We start from the raw sequence: 22,141 nt of genomic DNA on the forward strand, positions 1-22,141 counted from the left end.
CCCAGAGCGTCGATGCAGCTCTGGACGGCAGGTCGTCCCTCCGGTACGCGGCGACCAACAGGTGCGTGGCCGGTGAGCCGGCGGGACGTGGAGCGGTCGGTGAGGGAGCGTCGCGGTGGAGCACCGGTCGGTGAGCGAGCGGTGCGATGGGGCAGGACCTACGGTGGCAGTCATGCGATACACCACCCTCGGACCCAGCGGGACTGTCGTCTCCACGCAGTGTCTCGGAACCATGACTTTCGGTGCGGAGGCCGATGAGGAGACCTCCGGGCGGATCCTCGAGGAGTATGTCGCAGCGGGCGGCACGTTCGTGGACACGGCGGACGTCTACAGCAAGGGGACGTCGGAGGAGATCATCGGGCGGTGGCTGCGTTCCCATCCCGAGGATGCACGGCAGCTGGTCATCACGACCAAGGGAAGGTTCCCGATGGGCACGGGGCCCAACGACCTCGGGCTGTCCCGCCGGCATCTGCGGATGGCCCTCGAGGACTCGCTGCGACGCCTCGGAGTGGAGCACCTCGACCTCTACCAGATGCACGCCTGGGACGGGCTGACTCCGATCGAGGAGACGTTGCGGTTCCTCGATGACGCGGTGAGCTCGGGGAAGATCTCGTACTACGGCTTCTCCAACTATCTCGGCTGGCAGCTCGTCAAGGCGGCCGAGACCGCCAAGGCACATCACTGGAGCCGACCGGTCACCCTCCAGCCCCAGTACAACCTGCTCGTCCGCGACATCGAGCACGAGGTGGTCCCCGCCTGCCTCGATGCGGGAGTCGGCCTGCTTCCGTGGTCCCCGCTCGCCGGTGGCTGGCTCAGCGGGAAGTACCAGCGGGACCAGACGCCGAGCGGCGCCTCGCGCCTGGGAGAGGACCCCAACCGCGGTATGGAGGCGTGGGGCCCTCGGAACGCCGAGGAGCGCACGTGGCAGGTCATCGAGGAAGTCGCGGACGTCGCCCGAGACGAGGGAGTCACTTCCGCTCAGGTCGCTCTGGCGTGGGTCGCCGCTCAGCCTGCCGTGACGTCGGTGATCCTTGGCGCGCGAACTGTGGACCAGCTCCGGGACAACCTCGCGGCCGCCGACCTCGAGCTGGCGCCGGAACACCTGGACCGTCTCAGCGAGGTCAGCGCCCCGCCTGTGCCCGACTACCCGTACGGCCCGGCTGGCGTCAGGCAGCCCCACCGGGCCCTCATCCAGGAGGGCTGATCCTGGCGAACCGAACCGGGTCTGGCGCGGTGGGCCTTCGAGCGCCGGTCGCTCAGCCCGGGGTCGGAGCCGGGGTCGTGCTGGTCGGGTCGATCAGGCCGAACACCTCGCCCTGGGGCGCTCGCACGATCGTCATCCGGCCGAACGGGGTGTCGTCGGGGCCCATCATGACGCTCCCGCCCAGCTCGGTGGCCCGCGCCGTGGAGCTGTCCACGTCGTCCGCCTGGAACCACACCAGCCAGTAGGGCGGGTGCTCGCCCGGCATCTTGGTGTCGTCGTTGATGCCCCCGCAGCTCGCCTGCTGCCCCGGCGCGGTGAACGTCGAGTACGCGAAGCTCTCCCCATCCCCCATCTGGTCGTACCGGTAGCCGAACACGGCGGCGTAGAACTCCTTCGACCCTTCGTAGTCGCGCGTGTGCAGCTCGTTCCAGCAGTAGGCGCCGTCCTGGTTCGCCACCGCGGCGCCGGTCATCGTCTGGGACTGCCAGATGCCGAACACCGCGCCGGTCGGATCGGTGGCGACGGCCATCCGACCCAGGCCCATGACATCCATGACCGGGACGACGACCTGGCCGCCCGCGGCCGTGACCGCACTCGTGGTGGCCTCTGCGTCCTGCGACTCCAGGTAGGTCGTCCACATGGTCGGCACGTCGCCCTGCCCCTCAGGCTTCGCACCGAGGCCGGCGGCGGCACCGCCGTCCTTGGTGGCCGTGAGATAGCCGCCGCTCTCCGGTGCCCCCTGCTGGAACTCCCAGCCGAACAGCGCCTCGTAGAACTCCCGGGCCTGCTGAACGTCGTCGACCATCAGGTCGACCCAGCTCGGGGTCCCCGCCGGCCATGGCTCGTCACGCGTGGGCATCTGGTACCTCCTGGTCAGTACGTCTACGGGCCTGTGCCCGCTGACGACCAACCAACCACAGGGGTCTGACAGCCACCAAGGGGACGAGGTGGTGTCAAGGCGGTTCGACTGACCTCCTCCCTGTCCTGGGCCGGGACGAGCAGTCCGGCGAGCCGAACGCACGGGGGGGCGCGAGCGAACCGCCGGACTGCCTGCGTACAGCGTCTCCCATGGCGCGGGGGCCTGCCCAGCCCGCCATAGAAGACCTGAATGGCGTCCTGGCCCTCAGCCCAGGCCGTGACGGGCCAGCGGCTCGATCAGCTCGCGCTCCTCGTACGCCAGATGCGACAGCAGCGTGTCCGTGAGGAGGTCGACCGCCCGGTCCAGCGGTGTCGTGTCACCGCCTTCCGACACCATGCTGACGAGCGCGCGGTCGACCTGCTCGAGCACGTCGTGGATGATCTCGTGCTCGTGCTGCAGCCGGTCGAGGACTCTCGTGAGAGCCGGCTCCTTGCGGCGCAGGTGGGGAAAGACCGAACGGTCCTCCAAGGTGTGGTGGCCCGTGACGATGCGGCAGTACTGCGCGCAGTAGGCGCCCAAGGTCCAGTGGTTCTGCCGCATCGTGAGCTGGTTGATGAGGTTCCGCGCGCGGTTGGCCTCCACCGCGCCGTCATGCACCTGCTCCACGATGTCCCTCAGCCGGGCCAGCTCGCCGCGCAGACCGTCGTGGATGTCTACGAGATGCTGAGCAGAGGCCTGCTGCTCGGCTGTGTAGCGGGACTGCGGGTCGCGCGAGAGGGTGGGACGACTGTCCTCGTCCCAGCTGAGGGTTCCCGTAAACCGGTTGCCGTCGTCAGGGGTCGGCCGCACGACGAGGGGCCGGGCGCTGGAGCGCGGCTCCCACCCCGACGCTGTCTCCACCGCCACCTGCCGCCGGCCGGGGTCACTGCGCCCGCCGGCATCACGGAGGGGTTCGGCGCCGTCATCCGTGGAGGGCCGGCTGGCTCGGCGCTCCCGCTCGGCGTCGACCAGCTCGCGGGTGGCAGGAGCGACCTCGCCGGCGAAGCGCTCCACCTCCGCGACCGTCGAGACGCCGACGATGTAGGTGCTCATGCCTTCGTCGAGGGTCAGCTCGGCCAGCTGCTGCGCCCAGTCGCGCGGCCCTCCACGCAGGAAGCCGGGGCCGGAGCCGTACGTGCCGTTGATGTTGTAGAGGCGCCGTACCGCGGCAGGGGCGCGCCCCGCCGCCACGGCGGCTTGGTCGATGGTCGCGTTCAGCTTCCGCAGGGCGGGCGGGTCGGCGTACCCCTGGCTTGGGAGCCAGCCGTCCGCGAGCCGGCCGGTCACTCGCAGCATCCGCGGCTTGTAGGCGCCCAGCCAGAGCTCCACGTCGTGGGCGGGAGCCGGCCCTGGGTGCAGTCCCGTGACGCGGTAGTGCTCTCCGTCGACCCGCACGGAGCCCCTCCCGGACCACACCGCGCGGATCACCGCGATGGCCTCCTCGAGCGCGCCAACGGACTGCCCGGGCGTGCGACGTGGGCCGCCCGCGGCCACGATGGCATCCCAGAACGCGCCCGTGCCGAGGCCGAGCTCGGCGCGCCCGCCGCTGAGCAGGTCGAGGGTGGCCACGCTGCGAGCCAGCACCACGGGTGGCCGCAGGGGAAGGTTCGCGACATTGGGTGCCACGCTGATGGACGTGGTCCGGGCCGCGATGACGGACAGCAGCGTCCAGGCGTCCAGGTGTCTCGCCTGGTAGGGGTGGTCCTGGATCGTCACCAGGTCCAGCCCCGCGACGTCCGCCGCCTCGCTGAGCTCGAGCACGAGCTGCGCACCGGCGGCGTCCGGGCTGGGGAAGATCCCGAACCGGAGGTCGTGGCCGTAGTCGGGTATGGCAGCTCCTCAGCGGTCGTCGCTGGTCCGGGCCTCACCGTACGCCGCGGGCCGGGCGTAGTCGCCAAGCACCTCGGCGAGCGCGAGGTGACGCCGGGCATCGGCGTGCCTGCCCTGTCGCTGGAGGGTCCGGCCGAGCAGCAGGTGGAGGTAGCCGTCGTCCGGTGCAGCTTCCACGAGCTCACGCAGCACCACCTCGGCCCGCCCCAGCTGCGCCGAGCCGAAGTAGGCCCGGGCCAGCAGGACACGCAGGTCCGTCGTGCCGTGCAGGGGACCATCGGCGGTTCCCTGGGCCTGCGACTCCACCTCTGCGACGAGCTGCGCGAGCGCCGTTGCGGCGCCGGCGTACTCGCCGCGGTCGAAAAGGCTCCGGGCCCACGAGAGCCGCAGCGGGAAGGGGCTGGCCATCGTCGTCATGTCGCCTCAACCGCGGTCCCGACCCACCTATTCCTACCTATTCAGCTTCCTGTGCATGACGGGTCTTGAGCTCGCCGCGGACGAACTCGACCACGCCGTCGGCGGCGGCGAGGATCTCGGCATACGTCTGTTCGAAGGACGAGTCGTCGCCGTACCAGGGGTCGTCCATGTCGAGCGTTCCGGCGCGTTCGGCCTCTGGGTCGAAAGACCGGAACATCCGCAGCTTCGCACGGTGCCCGGCCGTGCGGCACAGGGGCAGGAGCTCGCTGAGGTGTCCCGAGTCGGCCACCAGCACGAGGTCCACGTCGTCGAGCCAGGCCCGCTCGAACTTGCGCGCCACGTGCTCTGCGCCACCCCAGTCGGTATGGCCGTTGCGGGCCAGGACCGCCAGGGTCCGGGGGTCCGCCGGGTTGCCGACCTCATACGAGTGCGTGCCGGCAGAGTCGATGGCGACCTCCTCGCCGAGCCCTGCCTCGTCGAACCGCTGCCGCAGCAGGAACTCAGCCATCGGCGAGCGACAGATGTTGCCGGTGCAGACGACGGTGACGCGGTAGGGGGAGGGTGCTGTCATGACCCCATTCAACCCAAGCGCTGCGTTCGCCGCTCGCACGGGTGCGGTCGCCTCAGGTGGTGGCAGGGCCGGCGGCCACGCCGGCCGCCCTGGGCGTCAGTCCGGATAGCCGAGCGGGTTCTCGCGCTGCCAGTGCCACTGGTCCGCGCACATGTCCTCGATCGTCCGGGTCGCCTTCCAGCCCAGCTCGGCCTCGGCGCGCGAGGGGTCGGCGTACGACGCGGCGATGTCGCCGGCCCGCCGTCCGACGATCTCGTACGGCAGGTCGTGGCCACAGGCCTTCTCGAAGGCCTTCAGCACCTCCAGCACGCTGGTGCCGTGCCCGGTCCCCAGGTTCCAGGTGGAGACCCGGTCCTCGCTCGTCCCCAGCTTGTTCAGCGCCGCCAGGTGACCCGCCGCGAGGTCCTCCACGTGGATGTAGTCCCGCAGCGCTGTGCCGTCGGGGGTGGGGTAGTCGTTGCCGAAGACGCGCAGCTTGTCCAGCTTGCCGACCGCCACCTGCGCGATGAAGGGCATGAGGTTGTTGGGGATTCCCTGCGGATCCTCCCCGATGGTGCCCGAGGCGTGGGCCCCCACCGGGTTGAAGTAGCGCAGCAGCGCGATCCTCCACCGCTCGTCGGTCGTAGCGACGTCGCGCAGCACCTGCTCGATCATCACCTTGGTCCAGCCGTACGGGTTCGTGGCGGAAGTGGGGAACTCCTCCTTCATGGGCACCGGCGCCTTGTCTCCGTAGACGGTGGCGGAGGAGGAGAACACGAGCTTGAAGCAGCCGTGCCGCTGCATGGCCCGCACGAGCGCGAACGTGGAGTCGAGGTTGTTCTGGTAGTACTCCAGCGGCACCGTCACGCTCTCGCCCACCGCCTTGAGACCGGCGAAGTGGATCACCGCGTCGAACTGCCGTTCGGCGAAGAGCGACTCCGTCTTGTCGCGGTCGGTGAGGTCGAACGCATGGACCTCCAGCGGCTTGCCGACCAGTGCCTCGAGCCGTGGCACGACCGTGGGCTTGGCGTTGGCGAAGCTGTCGACGACCACGACATCGTGCCCTGCGGCGGCAAGCTGGACGACGGTGTGGGACCCGATGTAGCCGGCACCGCCGGTGACCAAGACGCGCATGGGACAACCGTATGCTGGTCAGGCTCGCGCTGCCCCGGAGGACAGGCTTCGGGACCTGCCGCGGAACTCCGCGACGAGCGCCCCGTCGGACTCGCGGATGACCGTGACATCCGTGAGACCGCTGCGGCCGTAAGCCGCTCGCTGTATGCCCTCGGCGACCAGCACGTCGCCACGCCGGGCGGCGGCGACGAAGGTGATGTCCGCGCCTGCCGCCACCGTCAGCGCTCCCCGGCTGTTGCAGACGAGCGCGAAGGTGGAGTCGGCCAGGGTGAAGATGAAACCGCCGTGCGCGATGTCGTGGCCTTTGACCATGGAGTCGGTGACCCGCATCGTGACGACCGCGTGGTCGGTCTCGATGGTCACGGCCCGCATCCCCAGCTCGCGTGACGCTCGGTCGTCGGCCCACATCCTGCGCACATGGCTGAGGTCCTCGTCCATGCCGGCCAACGTAGTCCGAGCGGCGCCTACGATGGCTGGCATGACCACGGCAACGGCGCCCACCCAGTCCCAGCAGCCCCAGAGCCACCCTCTCGTCGACCGGCATGCCGGGGTGCTGCAGGAGGCCACCGCCGCCCTCGCGGGACGTTCCTACTTCTCGCGCTACCCCGAGTCGCCGTCACCTCGGGTGTACGGCGCGGGGGCCGCCGAACAGGGCCAGGCGGCATACGAGGCCTTGTTGGACAAGGCCTTCGGCGCACTGGGGGAGGTGGCGACCGACGGTGGCTGGGTCGGCGAGGAGGTCTCGCCGTACGGGCCGGCCCTGGGCGTCACCTACCCCCACCTGGAGGTCGACCGTGCGATCGAGGTGGCCCAGGCCGCCCTGCCGCGGTGGCGGGACGCCGGAGCACGGACGCGGGCGGCGGTCTGCGTCGAGATCATCGATGCCATCAACACGCGGTCGTTCGAGATCGGGCACTCCGTCATGCACACCACGGGCCAGCCGTTCGTCATGGCCTTCCAGGCCGCCGGACCACACGCCCAGGACCGGGCTCTGGAGGCCGTCGCCGCCGGGCTGGCCGAGCAGGAGCGCATCCCCGCCTCGGTGGTGTGGGAGAAGCCAGGCCGAGACAAGCAGGGCAACCCTGCCCCCATCCGCCTGCAGAAGGACTACCGCGTCGTGCCCCGTGGCGTCGCGCTGGTCATCGGCTGCAACACCTTCCCCACCTGGAACGGGTACCCCGGGCTCTTCGCCTCCCTCGTCACCGGGAACCCCGTCATCGTGAAGCCGCACCCCCGGGCGATCCTGCCCCTGGCGATCTCCGTGGCGGTGGGTCGCGAGGTGCTCGCCGGAGCGGGATTCAGCCCGGACCTGCTGCAGCTGGCGCCCGAGGCGGAAGGCGAAGGCCTGGCCAAGGTGCTCGCGCAGCGGGACGAGGTGCGCATCATCGACTACACCGGAGGTCCGGGGTTCGGGACCTGGCTCGAACAGACCGCCGCGGGAGCCGGCAAGCAGGTCTATACGGAGAAGGCGGGGGTGAACACCGTCGTGGTCGACTCGACGGACAACCTGCGGGGCGTGCTCGGGAACCTCGCGTTCTCCCTGGCGCTGTACTCGGGTCAGATGTGCACCACCCCGCAGAACATCTACGTGCCGCGCGAGGGCATCCGGACCGACGAGGGCATGCTGTCGTTCCAGGAGTTCGGAGCCAAGCTGGCGGCCGCGGTCGGGAAGCTCACCGGCGACGACGCCCGGGCTGTGGAGCTGCTCGGCGCCACGGTCAACGACGGGGTCCGGGCGAACGCCGAGGGGCTCGCCGCGCTGGCTCGGGAGGCCGGCGGCGAGGTGGTGCTCGACTCCCGCGCGGTCGTTCACCCGACCTTCCCCGAGGCGGTCGTCAGGGCGCCCGGGCTGGTCAGCCTCGACGTCAGCCGCGAGGACGTCTACACCCAGGAGTGCTTCGGGCCGGTCAGCTTCCTCATCGGGACCGCGGGCACGGAGCAGTCGCTGGCGCAGTTCCGAGACACCGTGCGGGAACACGGTGCCATGACGGCAGCGGTGTACTCCACCGACGAACAGGTCCTCGACGACGCCCGGGAGGCGGCTGCCGACGCCGGCGTCGCACTCTCGGAGAACCTCACCGGTGCCGTCTTCGTGAACCAGACCGCGGCCTTCTCGGACCTGCACGGCACGGGCGCGAACCCGGCCGCCAACGCGGCATACGTCGACACGGCCTTCGTGGCGAACCGGTTCCGGGTCGTCACCTCACGCCGCCACGTCTGACTTCCCCGCCGCCCTTCCCCCACCGGACTCACGAATTTGTGAGTGTCGAGGTCGCAAGCGGCTCGACACTCATAAAAAGGTGAGTCCGGTCGAGGGGGTGGAGCGCCAAAGGCCCGTGAACCGGGAAGCGTCGCCGGCTCTGCGCGCAGACCAGACGGCGTGCTGGACGGACCGCGGGCGCTCGAGCAAGTCCCGCAGCTCGAAGCGGACCACCGTCAGCCCCACGTTGGTCAGGTCGTTGTGACGCGACTTCTCTCTCCAGAAGGTCGAACCGATCCCTTCACCATCGTCGTCCTGGTACTTCGCGCGACCGTCGAGCTCGAGCACCGTGGCATCGTCCTTCCACCCTCCGTCGACGCGACCCAGGAACAGCCCGCCGAGATCCTCGATGACGACCTGTGGCTCCGGCAGGTTGACTCCCCACTCGTGGAAGCGGACGGACCCCCAGGACTCGAGCCAGGACTCCCGTCGGCCGTCGACCAGCATCAGCGACGCACGAGCCCGCGGCTTACCGCGCCAGCGACGCTGTGACTCCAAGACGGCCCGCACGTCCTGCGGAGCCGTGAGACCCCGGTGGAGCGCGGCATCCGCGATCGGTACGGAGACCCGAGGCCCGAAGCTGCGTAGGCAGTCGGCGACGGTCCACGCTGTGCTCGTGACGACAAGCCCGTCGGCGAGGTCCAGCTCGGGCTCGACGGAGTCGCAGTGGTGGAGCACCGCGCCGTGGGGAGTGCGCGAGCGCTGCGTGGAGTGGATCGTCGTCAGGTGGACGGGTCCCGCCGGCCCCATGGGCAGAGGCAGGCCGTATGCGGCGGCCGCGGTGAGGTGGCTCGCGGCATACCCCGTGGTGAACCGGTCGAGGGCTACGCGAGCCTCGCTGACGTGGCGTGCCGAGCGGGCCTCGGGCGCGACGGGCTCCGCCCTCTCATAGGTGCCGTGGCGCAGCCGGCGGACGAGGCCGCGACGCACCCACGTACGCAGCCGTACGTCGCTGACGCCCGCCTCGACCGCCTGGCGTCGGGTGAAGATGTCCGGCAGCAGGTCTGGATGCACCCGTCCGAGCATCAGGCTGATCTGGTCCCTGCAGGGCGCCGACGAGACGTCCTGTGGACTGGCGAGCCTCGTGCCAGGTCCTGTGCCCTCACTTCCTCGGTTCCCTCGCCCGACCAGACTCGGGATCTTGTGCGTGTCGGGCCTTCGGCGGACGAGACACGCACAACAACGTGAGTCTGGTCGAGGGACGGGGGCGGGAGGGGACGGAAGGGGACGGCCGCGCGAAGGTGAGTGCAGGCAGGTCAGTGAGCCGGAAGGTGAGTGCAGGAAAGTGAGTCCGGCCGGGTATGGCGCCGCGTCGTCTGGCACTATCGCGCCATGGGCTTCCTCATCAAGATCGCGGTCAATGCCGTGGCGTTGTGGGTGGCGGCGTGGCTGGTCCCGGGCATCACCTTCGGTGCGGGGAAGTTCGGCTCGAGGTTCGCCACGGTCATCCTGGTCGCCCTGGTCTTCGGCCTCGTGAACGCGGTCGTGAAACCGGTGGCGAAGTTCCTCAGCTTCCCGTTCATCATCCTCACGCTGGGCCTCTTCACCTTCATCGTGAACGCGTTCATGCTCCAGCTCACCGAGTGGCTCTCGAGCCCACTGGGGCTGTCGTTCGCCATCAGGCACTTCTTCTGGGACGCCGTGCTGGGCGCACTGGTCATCACCATCGTCTCGATGGTCCTGGGCTGGGTCATCCCGGACCGCGACGAGTAGACGGGCCCCCTTACCCACGCGAGGCAGCTGTCGCGCGGCACCGCCGCACTCCATCGCCGAACGCCGCGCACACGAGAGCCGAGTGGGGCCGGTTCGGCGCCGCCTACAGTGATGCCATGACTGACAGTGATGTCCGCCTGCGGGCAGCCCTCGACCAGGTGCCCTCCTACATCCCGGGAAAGCCCGCCGCTGCGCAGGACGGGGTTACGGCGTACAAGGTGTCCTCCAACGAGAACCCCTACCCCCCACTGCCGTCCGTCCTCAAGGTCGTCCAGGAGGCCGCGGCGACGATCAACCGGTACCCCGACATGGCAGTCACCGAGCTGACCCAGGCTCTGGCGGACTCGCTGGAGGTGCCGGTGGAGCACATCGCGACGGGAACCGGGTCCGTGGGCGTCCTCGGCCAGGTCATCACCGCGACCTGCGACCCGGGTGACGAGGTGGTCTACGCGTGGCGCTCCTTCGAGGCGTACCCCATCGTCACGGCGCTCGCCGGAGCCACCTCGGTGCAGGTCGGGCTCGACGAGCGGGCCCGGCACCGCCTGGACGCCATGCGCGCCGCGATCACCGACCGGACGAAGGTCGTCATCGTCTGCACGCCCAACAACCCCACCGGCCCCATGGTCACGCACACCGAGCTCGAGCGGTTCGTCGACGCGGTGCCGAGCCGCGTGCTCGTCGTGGTCGACGAGGCGTACGTCGAGTTCGTCACGGGTGACGACGCTCCTCGCAGCCTGGAGCTGTACCGGCAGCGACCCAACGTGATGGTGCTGCGCACGTTCTCCAAGGCCTACGGCCTGGCCGGCCTGCGGGTCGGGTACGCGGTGGCCCACCCGCCCGTGGCGTCGGCGCTGCGCAAGACGGCAACGCCGTTCGGCGTCAGCTCCATCGCCCAGGCCGCAGCGGTGGCGTCCCTGGCGGCCTTCGACGAGCTGAAGGAGCGGGTCGACGCACTCGTCGCGGAACGCACCAGGGTGGTCGGGGCCCTGCGGGGCCAGGGCTGGGCCGTCCCGGACAGCGAGGCGAACTTCGTGTGGTTCCCGCTCGGCCACCGGTCCGGCGACTTCGCCGCAGCAGCGCAACAGGCAGGGCTCACGTTGCGCCAGTACGGCAACGACGGCGTACGCGCCACGATCGGGGAGCGTGAGGCCAACGACGTCCTCGTCCGAGTCGCCGGGGAGTTCCTCCGGTCCTCCACGTAGGCGGCGTCCCAGCACGCGGCGCGTCCGCGACTGACTCCCCTTGCCATGCCCCCGCGGCCGTCCCCGGGCAGACTGGGGCCATGGTCGACACCTGGATGCCTCCGTACCTTGCCCACCCCGACCGCTACGGGCCGATGCCGTACCGCCAGGTCGGTCAGTCCGGGCTGCGCCTGCCCGCGGTCAGCCTGGGGCTGTGGCACAACTTCGGCGACGACAAGCCCTTCGACGTCCAGCGAGCGATCCTGCGCCGCGCGTTCGACATCGGCATCACGCACTTCGACCTGGCGAACAACTACGGGCCCCCGTACGGCGCGGCCGAGACGAACTTCGGGCGGCACCTCGCCGCTGACTTCAGGCCGTACCGCGACGAGCTCGTCATCAGCAGCAAGGCCGGCTGGGACATGTGGCCGGGGCCTTACGGTGACGGCGGCTCCCGCAAGTACCTGGTGGCGAGCCTGGACCAGACCCTGCGCCGCACCGGCTTGGACTATGTGGACATCTTCTACAGCCACCGCCCCGACCCGGACACCCCACTGGAGGAGACGATGGGTGCACTGGCCTCCATCGTCAAGCAGGGCAAGGCGCTGTATGCCGGGATCTCCAGCTATGGCCCAGAGCTCACCGCGCGTGCCGCGGACGTGCTCGACGACCTCGGGGTGCCGCTGCTGATCCACCAGCCGTCCTACTCGATGCTCAACCGCTGGGTGGAGGGTGGCCTCCTGGAGACCCTCGGCGAGCGCGGCGTCGGCTGCATCGCCTTCTCGCCGCTGGCTCAGGGCATGCTGACGAACAAGTACCTTGGAGGGATCCCCGAGGGCTCGCGGGCGTCCCAGGGCAAGTCCCTGTCGCCGGACCTGCTGACGCAGGAGTCGCTCACGCACGTCCGCAAGCTCAACGACCTCGCCTCCGAGCGCGGCCAGTCGCTCGCGCAGATGGCGCTGGCCTGGGTGCTGCGCGACGAGCGGGTCACCTCCGTGCTGATCGGGGCCTCCTCGGTCGGACAGCTGGAGGACTCCGCCGCGGCGGTGGCCAACCTCCGGTTCTCGGACGCCGAGCTCGAGGAGATCGACCGGGACGCGGTGGAGGCGGGGATCGACCTCTGGCGTACGCAGTCCCGGCTCACGTGACGCCCCGGTAGACCCCGCCGACGGGACACCTGCGTCCGCACGTGCTGCACGCCCGGTCGACGCGGGTTACCAACCGGCGAGGGTGGACAGGGAGCGGTCAACCGCATCGTCACCGGGAGACGACTGCCTCCACCCGGAAGGGGGTGCCCTGCTGACACGTGGTCATGACACCTGGAGCGAGTGCGCCCCTGATGGTCACCGTCATGCCGGCCTCCAGGCCGCCCGTCCTGCCGACGAGCACCCACGTCCCCTTCCCCGGGGCCGACTTCGGCTCGAACACCAGGCAGCCCGACTCGACGCCTGCGGAGACGGTGCCGGTGACCGTCATGCTGCGCCCGGCTGTCGTCGGTGCCTCGGTGGTCGACGGCGTTGGCGCGTCGGTGGTAGATGGCGTTGGCGCGTGGGTGGTCGTCTCCGGCCCGCTGGACGGGCCGGATCCCGCTCCGGAACCCGTGCTGCCACAGGCAGCGAGCAGGACGCAGAAGCCGAGGGTTCCTGCCAGGCGCGGCGACATACCTCATGGTGCCCTTCCGCGCACGCGGAAAACCAGAGGCAGGTCCACGAGGCCACAGGCGGCGCCACCAGGCGAGCTGCGTCCCGGGCGGGGTCCGGATTCTGAGATTTCGGGGGCGGCGGATATCTTTGGCCTCAGCAAGGCCACCATGTGAGCGCCGCCACACTCGGCGCAACCAGCCTGCCGCAGAACCAGCAGCGGAGACCCCGCACGGGGACCGCGGCCCGAGCCGGACGCCCCGCCACCCGTGGAGCGGTCGGAAGAAGGAGTGCCTGTGAGCGACAACGCTGTCGCCGGTGTCAGCACCGGTCCCGCCGAGGACGACGTGCTGGCGGAGCTGACCGCCCCGGTGCCGGAGGTGGGTGACGGCGGACCGGAGATGGTCCAGCTGCTCACGCCCGAGGGCCAGCGGGTGGAGAACACCGAGTACGACCATTACCTCGACGGGCTCACTGACGAGGACCTGCGCGGCTTCTACCGCGACCTGGTCCTCATCCGGAGGGTCGATGCAGAGGCCACCGCCCTGCAGCGCCAGGGTGAGCTCGGGATCTGGGCCTCGCTGCTCGGCCAGGAGGCCGCCCAGGTGGGTTCCGGCAGGGCTTTGCGCCCCCAGGACTACGCGTTCCCCACGTACCGGGAGCATGGCGTGGCGTGGTGCCGCGGGGTGAACCCTCTCAACCTTCTGGGCCTGTTCCGCGGGGTCAACCACGGCGGCTGGGACCCCAACGAGAAGAACTTCCACCTCTACACGATCGTCATCGGCGCGCAGACCCTGCACGCGACGGGGTACGCCATGGGGGTCCAGCGTGACGGCGCGGTGGGGACGGGCGACCCGGACCGCGACACCGCGGTGATCGCCTACTTCGGTGACGGGGCGAGCGCCCAGGGCGACGTCAACGAGGCCTTCGTCTACGCCGCCGTCAACAACGCACCCGTGGTCTTCTTCTGCCAGAACAACCAGTGGGCCATCTCCGAGCCGAACGAGCGCCAGACCCGGATCCCCCTGTACCAGCGGGCGCGCGGCTTCGGCTTCCCCGGAGTGCGGGTCGACGGCAACGACGTGCTGGCGGTGTACGCCGTCGCCACCCAGGCGCTCAACGCCGCCCGCTCGGGCCAGGGCCCGACCTTCATCGAGGCCTACACCTACCGGATGGGCGCGCACACGACGTCCGACGACCCGACCAAGTACCGCGTGTCGGCCGAGGTCGAGGTGTGGAAGCACCGGGACCCGATCGAGCGCCTCAAGTCCTGCCTCGTCCACCAGGCCAAGGCCGACCAGGGCTTCTTCGACGCGGTCGACGGCGAGGCCGACGAGCTGGCCGCGCAGGTGCGGGAAGGCTGCCTGACGATGCCCGACCCCACGGGCGACTCGATGTTCGACCATGTCTACGTCGAGCCGCACCCGGTCGTCGAGGCGGAGCGTCGCGAGTTCGCGGAGTACCATGCCGGATTCGCGACGGAAGGTGGTCACTGAGATGACCAGCATGACCATCGCCAAGGGGGTCAACAACGGTCTGCGCGCAGCCATGGAACGCGACCCCAAGGTCGTTCTCATGGGTGAGGACATCGGCAAGCTCGGCGGGGTCTTCCGGGTGACGGACGGCCTGCAGAAGGACTTCGGCGAGGACCGGGTCATCGACACCCCGCTCGCGGAGGCCGGCATCGTCGGCACGGCGATCGGTATGGCGCTGCGCGGCTACCGTCCCGTGGTCGAGATCCAGTTCGACGGCTTCATCTACCCGGCGTTCGACCACATCGTCAGCCAGGTGGCCAAGATGAGGGCACGCTCGCTCGGCAAGGTCAGGCTTCCCATGGTGATCCGCATCCCCGTCGGCGGAGGCATCGGCGCAGTCGAGCACCACTCGGAGTCCAACGAGGCGTACTTCGCGCACACCGCCGGCCTGAAGGTCGTCTGCTGCTCCAACGCGGAGGACGCCTACTGGATGATCCAGCAGGCGATCGAGAGCGACGACCCGGTCCTGTTCTACGAGCCGAAGCGCCGCTACTGGGACAAGAGCGAGGTCGACGTCAGCGCTGCGCCCCGTGAGCTGCTCAAGGCACAGGTGGTCCGTGAGGGTGCCGACGCGACGCTCGTCGCCTATGGCCCGATGGTCAAGACGTGCCTCCAGGCGGCCGAGGCGGCCGCCGGCGAGGGCAAGGACCTGGAGGTCATCGACCTCCGCTCGCTCAGCCCGCTGGACCTCGACACGGTGGCGTCGTCGGTGGAGAAGACGGGCAGAACCGTGGTCGTGCACGAGGCCTCCACCTTCCTCGGGATGGGCGCCGAGATCGCCGCCGCGCTGCAGCAGCGATGCTTCTACCACCTTGAGGCGCCGGTGCTCCGGGTCGGCGGGTACAACCTGCCGTATCCGCCGAGCAAGCTGGAAGAGGAGTTCCTGCCCGACCTGGACCGGGTGCTCGACGCCGTCGACCGCTCGCTCGCCTTCTGAGAGAGGACGCGAAACGCCTGTGTCTGCCGAAAAGTCTGCGTCTGTCAAGGAGTTCAAGCTTCCCGACCCCGGTGAGGGTCTCACGGAGGCCGAGATCGTCACCTGGAACGTCAAGGTCGGGGACACGGTGAAGGTCAACGACATCGTCGTGGAGATCGAGACCGCCAAGTCGCTGGTCGAGCTGCCCGTACCGTTCGCCGGGAGGGTGACGGCCCTCCTCGTGGAGGAGGGGCAGACCGTCGAGGTCGGGACGCCCATCATCGCCGTCGACACCGCCGGAGGCGCCGCGACAGGGGCCGCCGCCACCGTGCAGGACGCGCCCGCCGAGGGGCCGGTCGAACCTGGTATCGAGGGAAGCCCGGCCCCGAAGCTCGCCGCGGAGATCGCCGCCGCTCACGACGAGGAGATCGAAGAAGGCAAGATCGGCGGCACCACGTCCACCGGGCGCACGGCCGTCCTCGTGGGGTATGGCGTGAAGCAGACCGAAGCGGTCCGTCGCCCCCGCAGGGGCGGTGCGGCGCCCGTCACCACCCAGGAGGCGGCCGCCCCGCCCGTCACCACCCAGGAGGCGGCCGCCCAGCCCGTCGTTGGGGGCCAGGGCGGGGCACGTGCGCTGGCCAAGCCACCGGTGCGCAAGTACGCCAAGGACCTCGGCGTCGACCTCGAGGCGGTCACCGGCTCTGGCGAGGGTGGCGTCATCACCCGCGCCGATGTCGAGGCCCACGCCAGCGGCTCGGGTGCGCGCGGGTCGGAGGTGGCCGGGACGCAGCCGACTTCCGGCGCCGGCGCCGGCCGCGCGGCATACCAGGCTCCGGTGTTCACCCGCGGGGAACGTGAGACGCGCGTCCCCATCAAGGGCGTCCGGAAGATGACCGCGCAGGCGATGGTGGGAAGCGCCTTCACTGCGCCGCACGTCACCGAGTGGGTCACCATCGACGCGACCGCCACGATGGCGCTCGTCGAGCGGCTGAAGAAGGACCGCGAGTTCAAGGAAGTCAAGGTCACGCCGTTGCTGGTCCTCGCGAAGGCGATGACCGTGGCGATCCGTCGCAACCCGGAGATCAACGCGACCTGGGACGAGGCAGCCCAGGAGATTGTGGTCAAGCACTACGTCAACCTCGGCATCGCCGCGGCGACGCCCCGTGGCCTCATCGTCCCCAACATCAAGGACGCCGACCAGCTCTCGATGCTCCAGCTCGCGCAGGCGATCGGCGACCTGACGGCGACGGCGCGGGAGGGGCGCACCCAGCCTGCCGACATGTCGGGCGGCACCATCACGATCACCAACGTCGGCGTCTTCGGCGTCGACACCGGTACCCCGATCATCAACCCCGGAGAGTCGGCGATCCTCGCGTTCGGGGCGATCCGCCGCCAGCCGTGGGTCGTCACCGCTCCCGACGGCGCCGAGACGATCGAGCCCCGCTGGGTCACCCAGCTCGCCCTGAGCTTCGACCACCGGCTCGTGGACGGTGAGCTCGGGAGCAGGTTCATCGCCGACGTAGGAGCCATCCTGGCCGATCCCGCACGCGGTCTCGTCTGGGGCTGACCCCTCTTCCGTCTGGGACTCGCCGGAGGCCGCTAGGCGGAGGGCGCTAGGCGGAGGGCGCCGCGTGAGCTGCCGCTGCGTCGGCGTCGGCCTGGTCGGCCTTGCCGCGCTCGGAGTAGGCCGACCCGCCTCGCAGCTCGACGTGCGGCAGCAGCAGCATGACGAGGAAGCCGATGAGCATCACGCCCGACCCGACGAGGAACACCAGGTCCATCGAGTCCGAGAAGCCCTGGAGGAACGGCTTCGCCAGGCGGGCGTCGAGGTTCGTCAGGAAGGAGGAGTCCTTCAGGACGCCGCCTGCCGACCCGGCACCGGAGCCGCCGGACTGAGCGGCCTGCAGGCTCTTCGCGAACTGTGCGTTGGCGGGGTCGTGGAGCGCGGTCTGGAACTCCCTGGTCGGCGCGACGCGCTGCATGGCCGCGCTGATCTTGTCCGGCACGGTGGAGAAGAGGATCGACAGGAACACGGCCGTGCCGAGGGTGCCGCCGATCTGACGGGTGAACGTGGCGGACGACGTCGCGACGCCGATGAGCCGGGGCGACACGGCGTTCTGCACCGCCAGGGTCAGCGGCTGGAAGTTGAAGCCGAGGCCGAGCCCGAAGAACACCATGACGATCATCGTCTGCCACAGCGGAGTGTCGGCGTGCACGTAGTGGAAGGCGAACAACGCCAGGGCGAGCAGGGCCGAGCCGATGATCGGGAACCTGCGGTAGCGGCCCGTGCGGCTGATGATCTGGCCCGAGAGGATCGAGCCGCCCATGATGCCCAGCGTGAGTGGGAGCAGCAGCAGGCCGGCCTTGGTGGGGCTGGCTCCCTTCACGATCTGCAGGTAGAGCGGCAGCGACGCCAACCCACCGAACATCGCCATGCCGATGAGCACCGAGGCCCCGGAGGCGACGGCCACCGTCCGCTCCTGGAACAGGGTGAGGGGAAGCAGGGCCTCGTCCTTCATCGCCCGCTCCACGAGCAGGAACGCCACCACGCCGACGAGACCGACGCCGTAGCACAGGACCGACCGTCCGGAGCCCCAGCCCCAGTCGCGGCCCTGCTCGGCGACGAGCAGGAGCGGGACGAGCCCGACGGTCAGCATGGCCGCACCCCACCAGTCGATCCGGTGGTCCAGCCGCGTGTGGCGCAGGTGCAGGGTCCTGGAGACGACGAGCAGCGCGGCGATGCCGATGGGGACGTTCACGAGGAACACCCAGCGCCAGCCGTCGATCCCGAGCAGGGTGTTCTGCCCGGCGAAGAAGCCGCCGATGACCGGGCCCAGGACACTCGAGGTACCGAACACGGCCAGGAAGTAGCCCTGGTACTTGGCGCGCTCGCGAGGCGGCACGATGTCACCGATGATGGCCAGTGCCAAGGAGAACAGGCCGCCGGCGCCCAGACCTTGGATCGCTCGGTAGAACGCGAGCTGGAGCATCGACTGGGAGAGGGTGCAGAGCACGGAGCCGACGATGAAGATCGTGATCGCGGTGGAGAAGAACTTCTTCCGGCCGTAGATGTCGGAGAGCTTGCCGTAGAGCGGGGTGACGATGGTCGAGGTGATGAGGTACGCCGTCGTCGCCCAGGCCTGCTCGTCCAGCCCCTTCAGGTCGTCCGCGATGGTTCGGATCGCCGTGGCGACGATGGTCTGGTCGAGGGCGGCGAGGAACATCCCCATCATCAGACCCACCAGGATCGTGACGATCTGACGGTGGGTGAGGGGCCCGTCGGTCCGCGCGGGGGCGGTGGCTGCCATGGTCAGTGCTCCGATGGTGTCGGGTCGCCTGCGGCGACGGCGAGGGTGGGCTGTGCAGTGGTGGTGCCGGTGGTGCTCGCCTCTATGTTGCGTCCGCGACCGGTGGCCTGCTCGCGGGCGCCCTCCAGGGTCGCGGCGAAGCGCTCGAGCTGGGCGGCGAAGGCTGCGGCCTCGTCCACCGTCCAGTCCGAGAGAAGCTCGCCGAACCAGGCGTTGCGGTGCTGCTGGATCCGGCTGAGGAGCTCGTGTCCCTCGTCGCTGAGCCGGACGACCTGCGCCCGCCCGTCGTCAGGGTCGCTGAGCTTCTCCAGCAGGCCATGCCCGACGAGGGTGCTCACCTGCCGGCTCACCGTGGAGACGTCGGAATGGACGCAGTCGGCGAGCGCCGAGACCCGCCTCGGCTCCGCGGCCAGGTTGAACAACAGGGGGTACGCGGCAGCGTCGACCGCAGGGTGGATGCGCGGCGCGTGATGACGCATCACCTGCATGAGCTTCATGACCCGGATGAGGCCTCGGCTGACGCGGTCGGCACTCTGCGGGTCGAGGTGGGTGGACGGCATGACGTTCCTTGGACCGGGGAGGTTGCTTGCGCCATACAAATATCACGCGATGCTTGTATGGCGCAAACAACTGCGGCCAGGCAGGCTACGGGACGAAGACGAGGTTCTCCAGGACCCGCCGGGCGACCTCGTCGTCGCCGTGCACGGTGAAGTGGATGTCGTCCAGGCCACCGCGGCCGGCGGCCCGCCGGGTGATCGCATCGGTGGACAGCGTGATGGTGGTGAAGGTGTCGTGCGGGTCGCCGTCGTGCGCGATGCCCGAGAACAGCGGTATGCCGCGTGGCTTGCCGCCCTCCTCGGGATCCACCCAGACGCCGGCGCGGCCGAGGACCGGTCCGGTGACGTCGAAGATCACCACGTTCCCCGGCTCGATGGCGGCGTCCCGGGCGACGAGCCTGGGCAGCGCGTCGAAGAGCACGGACATGAACACGGCCGCCCCGCCGGAGTCGAGGTTCCCGGGCCGTCCCAGGGCCTGGCGGATGTCCTGCTCATGGGTCCAGATGTCGAGGATGCGGGTCTTGAGGCTCTCGCCCGCGGGCCCCGGACCCCACGCTCCGCGCACCGGGGTCTCCAGCGTCATCTCGGGAGCGCTGAACTGCTCCACCCGTCGCGCCACGACGGTCTCGAGCTCGTCGACGACCTTGGCGCCGAGCATCGTCCGACGTACCTCTACCGACCGCTCCACGAAGCGGCCCGCCTCGTTCCGCACGTGGGCGTAGTGGGGGACCGTGGCGCTGGGCGTCTCTCCGGTGTGGAGCCAGGACTCCAGCCCGACGACGTGCGAGATCTGGTCCTTGACCGACCAGCCGGGGCAGGCGGTGGGCAGGTCGAAGTCGGCGTCGCCACAGCTGCGTCCCAGGTCGATCACCGCCTGGGTCGTCTGCTGGTAGGCCGCGACGAGGCCGGGCAGGTCTTCGGGTGCTGCCGGGTGCAGGGGCATGGGCCCACCCTACTTAGGCTGTCCGCATGACTTCCTCCGCTGGGACGGCGGGCGTGACGGCCGCGGGGCCCCAGAGCGGGTCGGCCGCCACGGCTCACGCGACCCGCGCGCCGCTGGTGGTGGTCGCTGTGGCGGCGCTCGGGATGCTCCCGCTGGCTGCCGCGGTCGGCCTGGCAGCCGCCAAGCCGGACCTGGGGGACCCTGGCGCGGTGGTCCGCTGGGGCGTGCTCTACGCGCGGGTCCTCCACGACGTCAGCGCGGCGGCGACGGTGGGCCTCCTGGTGCACGCGGCCTTCCTCATGCCGGAGACGACGCGGACGCATCGGCGCCTCACGGCCACGAGGCTGGCCGCGGTGAGCGCATGGATGTGGGCGCTGACCGGCGCTGTCGGCACGGTGTTCGCGTTCGCGGACCTCAGCGGGACCCCGCTGTCCGACGCGACCTTCGTCCAGCAGCTCACGTCGTTCGCCTGGGGCCTGGAGACCATCCGCGTCGAACTCATCTCCACCGGCCTGGTCACCGTGGTGGCGCTGTGCGCCCTAGTGGCGACCAGCAGGGCTGCCATGGCGTGGCTCGCCACGGTTGCCCTGGTCGCTGTGCTGCCCCTGGCCCTGGGCGGCCACGCGGCCGGGGCGGCAGACCATGCGACGGCCGTGAACGCGCTCGCGGTCCACCTCGCCGGGGTGACGCTCTGGGTCGGGGGCCTACTGGGTCTTGCGGTGATGCGGCCGACGCTTGGCAGGGACCTTGCGGCGACCGCCCAGCGGTTCTCCGTGCTCGCCGGCTGGTGCTTCGCGGCCGTCGCGCTCTCCGGGGTGCAGAGCGGCTTCATCCGGGTGGGGGGCTGGAGCGACCTGGCCACCCGGTACGGCGCTCTGCTGGTGGTCAAGGCTGCCTCCCTGGTGCTCCTGGGGGCCGCTGGCTGGTGGCACCGGCGCTCGCTGCTGGCCCGGCTGGCGAGCGGGTCCACCGCCGCCTTCACCAGGCTGGTCCTGGCGGAGCTCGTGGTGATGGGGATCGCGACCGGCACTGCTGTCGCGCTTGCCCGCAGCGCACCCCCAGTCCCGGACACACCCGTCCAGGACGCCTCCGCCGCCTACGAGCTCACCGGCTACCCGGCGCCACGCGCACTGACCTCGGCGAGCTGGTTCAGCACATGGACGACCGACTGGCTCTGGGTGGCGCTGGCCGCCGTCGCCGTAGGGCTCTACGTCGCCGGCGTGCTACGACTGCGACGCCGCGGCGACGCCTGGCCCGTGCACCGCATACTCCTGTGGGTCCTCGGCTGGCTGGTCTTCGTCTATGCCGTCTGCGGCGCTCCGGGTGTCTACGGCCGGGTCCTCTTCTCCATGCACATGGTGATGCACATGGTGGTCGCGATGCTCGTGCCGTTGCTCCTGGTGCCGGGAGCCCCGATCCTGCTCGCGCTGCGCGCCATCCCGGCCCGCCCCGACCAGACGTGGGGCCCGAGGGAGGTGATCCTGCAGGTGGTGCACTCGCACGTCTTCCGGTGGCTCGCCAACCCGGTGGTCGCGGCGGCGCTGTTCTTCCTCAGCCTCGCCGTCTTCTACTACTCCCCGTTGTTCGAGCTGGCGCTGCGAACCCACACCGGGCACGTCCTCATGCTGGTGCACTTCCTGCTCAGCGGGTACCTGTTCGTCTGGGTCCTGGTAGGGGCCGACCCTGGACCGCGGAAGTGGCCGCCCCTGATGCTCCTCGTCGTGCTCTTCGCCACCATGAGCTTCCACGCCTTCTTCGGGGTCGTCATGACGGGGAGCACCACGGTCCTCGCGCCCGGCTTCTTCGAGGCGCTGCACCTGCCGTGGATGACCGACGTGCTGGGCGACCAGAAGCAGGCGGGAGCGGTCGCGTGGGGCATCGGAGAGGCGCCGACGCTGGCCCTGACCCTCATGGTCGCCATCGCCTGGGTGCGCTCCGACCGGGCCGAGACGACCCGCCGTGACCGCCAGGCAGACCGGGACGGCGATGCCGAGCTCGCCGCGTACAACGCACACTTGCAGGAGCTCAAGAAGCGAGCCGAGGAAAGAGGCTGAC

The 22,141-nt window shown here is 70.2% G+C and carries 20 protein-coding genes; 9 read left to right on the forward strand and 11 right to left on the reverse strand.

Features of this window, described 5'->3' with window-relative positions:
• The first annotated feature begins 172 nt into the window (after positions 1-172).
• A complete protein-coding gene (locus PHA84_RS14050) occupies positions 173-1,204 on the forward strand; it encodes an aldo/keto reductase (protein WP_270888749.1) in 1,032 nt (343 codons plus the stop codon).
• Between the two features lie 52 nt (positions 1,205-1,256).
• Here the strand turns inward: PHA84_RS14050 and PHA84_RS14055 are convergent, their stop codons facing one another.
• From PHA84_RS14055 to paaI, 6 genes are all read right to left on the reverse strand, one after another.
• Positions 1,257-2,063, reverse strand: coding sequence for a VOC family protein (locus PHA84_RS14055; protein WP_270888750.1), 807 nt, complete (start codon positions 2,061-2,063; stop codon positions 1,257-1,259).
• A 264-nt stretch (positions 2,064-2,327) separates the two neighbouring features.
• Positions 2,328-3,863, reverse strand: a complete 1,536-nt coding sequence (locus PHA84_RS14060) for an LLM class flavin-dependent oxidoreductase (RefSeq protein ID WP_270888751.1) — start codon at positions 3,861-3,863, stop codon at positions 2,328-2,330.
• 78 nt (positions 3,864-3,941) lie between these two features.
• Positions 3,942-4,349 (reverse strand): tetratricopeptide repeat protein, encoded by a 408-nt coding sequence (locus PHA84_RS14065; protein ID WP_270888752.1) that lies wholly within the window; start codon positions 4,347-4,349, stop codon positions 3,942-3,944.
• Positions 4,350-4,386: 37 nt separating this feature from the next.
• Entirely contained in the window at positions 4,387-4,920 is a 534-nt protein-coding gene (locus PHA84_RS14070; protein WP_270888753.1) for a low molecular weight protein-tyrosine-phosphatase, read from the reverse strand.
• A gap of 96 nt (positions 4,921-5,016) precedes the next feature.
• Positions 5,017-6,033 (reverse strand): UDP-glucose 4-epimerase GalE, encoded by a 1,017-nt coding sequence (gene galE, locus PHA84_RS14075; RefSeq protein WP_270888754.1) that lies wholly within the window; start codon positions 6,031-6,033, stop codon positions 5,017-5,019.
• Positions 6,034-6,051: 18 nt separating this feature from the next.
• Positions 6,052-6,471: a hydroxyphenylacetyl-CoA thioesterase PaaI gene (gene paaI, locus PHA84_RS14080; RefSeq protein ID WP_270888755.1), complete on the reverse strand. Its 420-nt coding sequence runs from the start codon at positions 6,469-6,471 to the stop codon at positions 6,052-6,054.
• A 40-nt stretch (positions 6,472-6,511) separates the two neighbouring features.
• Here paaI and paaN point away from each other — a divergent pair, with 40 nt between their 5' ends.
• Positions 6,512-8,254 (forward strand): phenylacetic acid degradation protein PaaN, encoded by a 1,743-nt coding sequence (gene paaN / locus PHA84_RS14085; protein WP_270888756.1) that lies wholly within the window; start codon positions 6,512-6,514, stop codon positions 8,252-8,254.
• 69 nt (positions 8,255-8,323) lie between these two features.
• Here the strand turns inward: paaN and PHA84_RS14090 are convergent, their stop codons facing one another.
• On the reverse strand, positions 8,324-9,319 hold the full coding sequence (locus tag PHA84_RS14090) for a type IV toxin-antitoxin system AbiEi family antitoxin domain-containing protein (RefSeq protein ID WP_270888757.1): 996 nt from the start codon (positions 9,317-9,319) through the stop codon (positions 8,324-8,326).
• 306 nt (positions 9,320-9,625) lie between these two features.
• Here PHA84_RS14090 and PHA84_RS14095 point away from each other — a divergent pair, with 306 nt between their 5' ends.
• The 3 genes from PHA84_RS14095 (at position 9,626) to mgrA (ending at position 12,335) form a co-directional block, all read left to right on the forward strand.
• Positions 9,626-10,006 (forward strand): phage holin family protein, encoded by a 381-nt coding sequence (locus tag PHA84_RS14095; protein ID WP_270888758.1) that lies wholly within the window; start codon positions 9,626-9,628, stop codon positions 10,004-10,006.
• A gap of 116 nt (positions 10,007-10,122) precedes the next feature.
• Positions 10,123-11,208: a histidinol-phosphate transaminase gene (gene hisC, locus PHA84_RS14100; protein WP_270888759.1), complete on the forward strand. Its 1,086-nt coding sequence runs from the start codon at positions 10,123-10,125 to the stop codon at positions 11,206-11,208.
• A gap of 80 nt (positions 11,209-11,288) precedes the next feature.
• Positions 11,289-12,335 (forward strand): L-glyceraldehyde 3-phosphate reductase, encoded by a 1,047-nt coding sequence (gene mgrA / locus PHA84_RS14105; protein WP_270888760.1) that lies wholly within the window; start codon positions 11,289-11,291, stop codon positions 12,333-12,335.
• 109 nt (positions 12,336-12,444) lie between these two features.
• On the opposite strand, the gene PHA84_RS14110 is transcribed toward mgrA, so the two are convergent.
• Positions 12,445-12,849: a hypothetical protein gene (locus tag PHA84_RS14110; protein ID WP_270888761.1), complete on the reverse strand. Its 405-nt coding sequence runs from the start codon at positions 12,847-12,849 to the stop codon at positions 12,445-12,447.
• 274 nt (positions 12,850-13,123) lie between these two features.
• Between PHA84_RS14110 and pdhA the strand changes: the two genes are divergently transcribed.
• From pdhA to PHA84_RS14125, 3 genes are read left to right on the forward strand one after another with little or no spacing between them, the layout of a single operon-like run.
• Positions 13,124-14,323 carry a pyruvate dehydrogenase (acetyl-transferring) E1 component subunit alpha gene (pdhA, locus tag PHA84_RS14115; protein WP_442952895.1) on the forward strand — a complete coding sequence of 400 codons (1,200 nt, stop codon included), beginning with the start codon at positions 13,124-13,126 and terminating at the stop codon, positions 14,321-14,323.
• 1 nt (position 14,324) lies between these two features.
• Positions 14,325-15,299, forward strand: coding sequence for an alpha-ketoacid dehydrogenase subunit beta (locus PHA84_RS14120; protein ID WP_270888762.1), 975 nt, complete (start codon positions 14,325-14,327; stop codon positions 15,297-15,299).
• 19 nt (positions 15,300-15,318) lie between these two features.
• Positions 15,319-16,845, forward strand: a complete 1,527-nt coding sequence (locus PHA84_RS14125) for a dihydrolipoamide acetyltransferase family protein (protein ID WP_270888763.1) — start codon at positions 15,319-15,321, stop codon at positions 16,843-16,845.
• A gap of 46 nt (positions 16,846-16,891) precedes the next feature.
• Here the strand turns inward: PHA84_RS14125 and PHA84_RS14130 are convergent, their stop codons facing one another.
• The 3 genes from PHA84_RS14130 to PHA84_RS14140 form a co-directional block, all read right to left on the reverse strand.
• Positions 16,892-18,586, reverse strand: coding sequence for an MDR family MFS transporter (locus PHA84_RS14130; RefSeq protein WP_270888764.1), 1,695 nt, complete (start codon positions 18,584-18,586; stop codon positions 16,892-16,894).
• A gap of 2 nt (positions 18,587-18,588) precedes the next feature.
• A complete protein-coding gene (locus PHA84_RS14135; RefSeq protein WP_270888765.1) occupies positions 18,589-19,146 on the reverse strand; it encodes a MarR family winged helix-turn-helix transcriptional regulator in 558 nt (185 codons plus the stop codon).
• An 85-nt stretch (positions 19,147-19,231) separates the two neighbouring features.
• The gene (locus PHA84_RS14140) at positions 19,232-20,086 is read right to left on the reverse strand and encodes a maleylpyruvate isomerase family mycothiol-dependent enzyme (RefSeq protein ID WP_270888766.1); all 855 of its coding nucleotides are present in this window, start codon (positions 20,084-20,086) and stop codon (positions 19,232-19,234) included.
• A gap of 26 nt (positions 20,087-20,112) precedes the next feature.
• Here PHA84_RS14140 and PHA84_RS14145 point away from each other — a divergent pair, with 26 nt between their 5' ends.
• Entirely contained in the window at positions 20,113-22,140 is a 2,028-nt protein-coding gene (locus tag PHA84_RS14145; RefSeq protein WP_270888767.1) for a cytochrome c oxidase assembly protein, read from the forward strand.
• The last annotated feature ends 1 nt before the right edge of the window (position 22,141 follow it).

The sequence above is a fragment of the Pedococcus sp. 5OH_020 genome (assembly GCF_027812955.1).
In the GTDB taxonomy this organism is placed as follows: Bacteria; Actinomycetota; Actinomycetes; order Actinomycetales; family Dermatophilaceae; genus Pedococcus.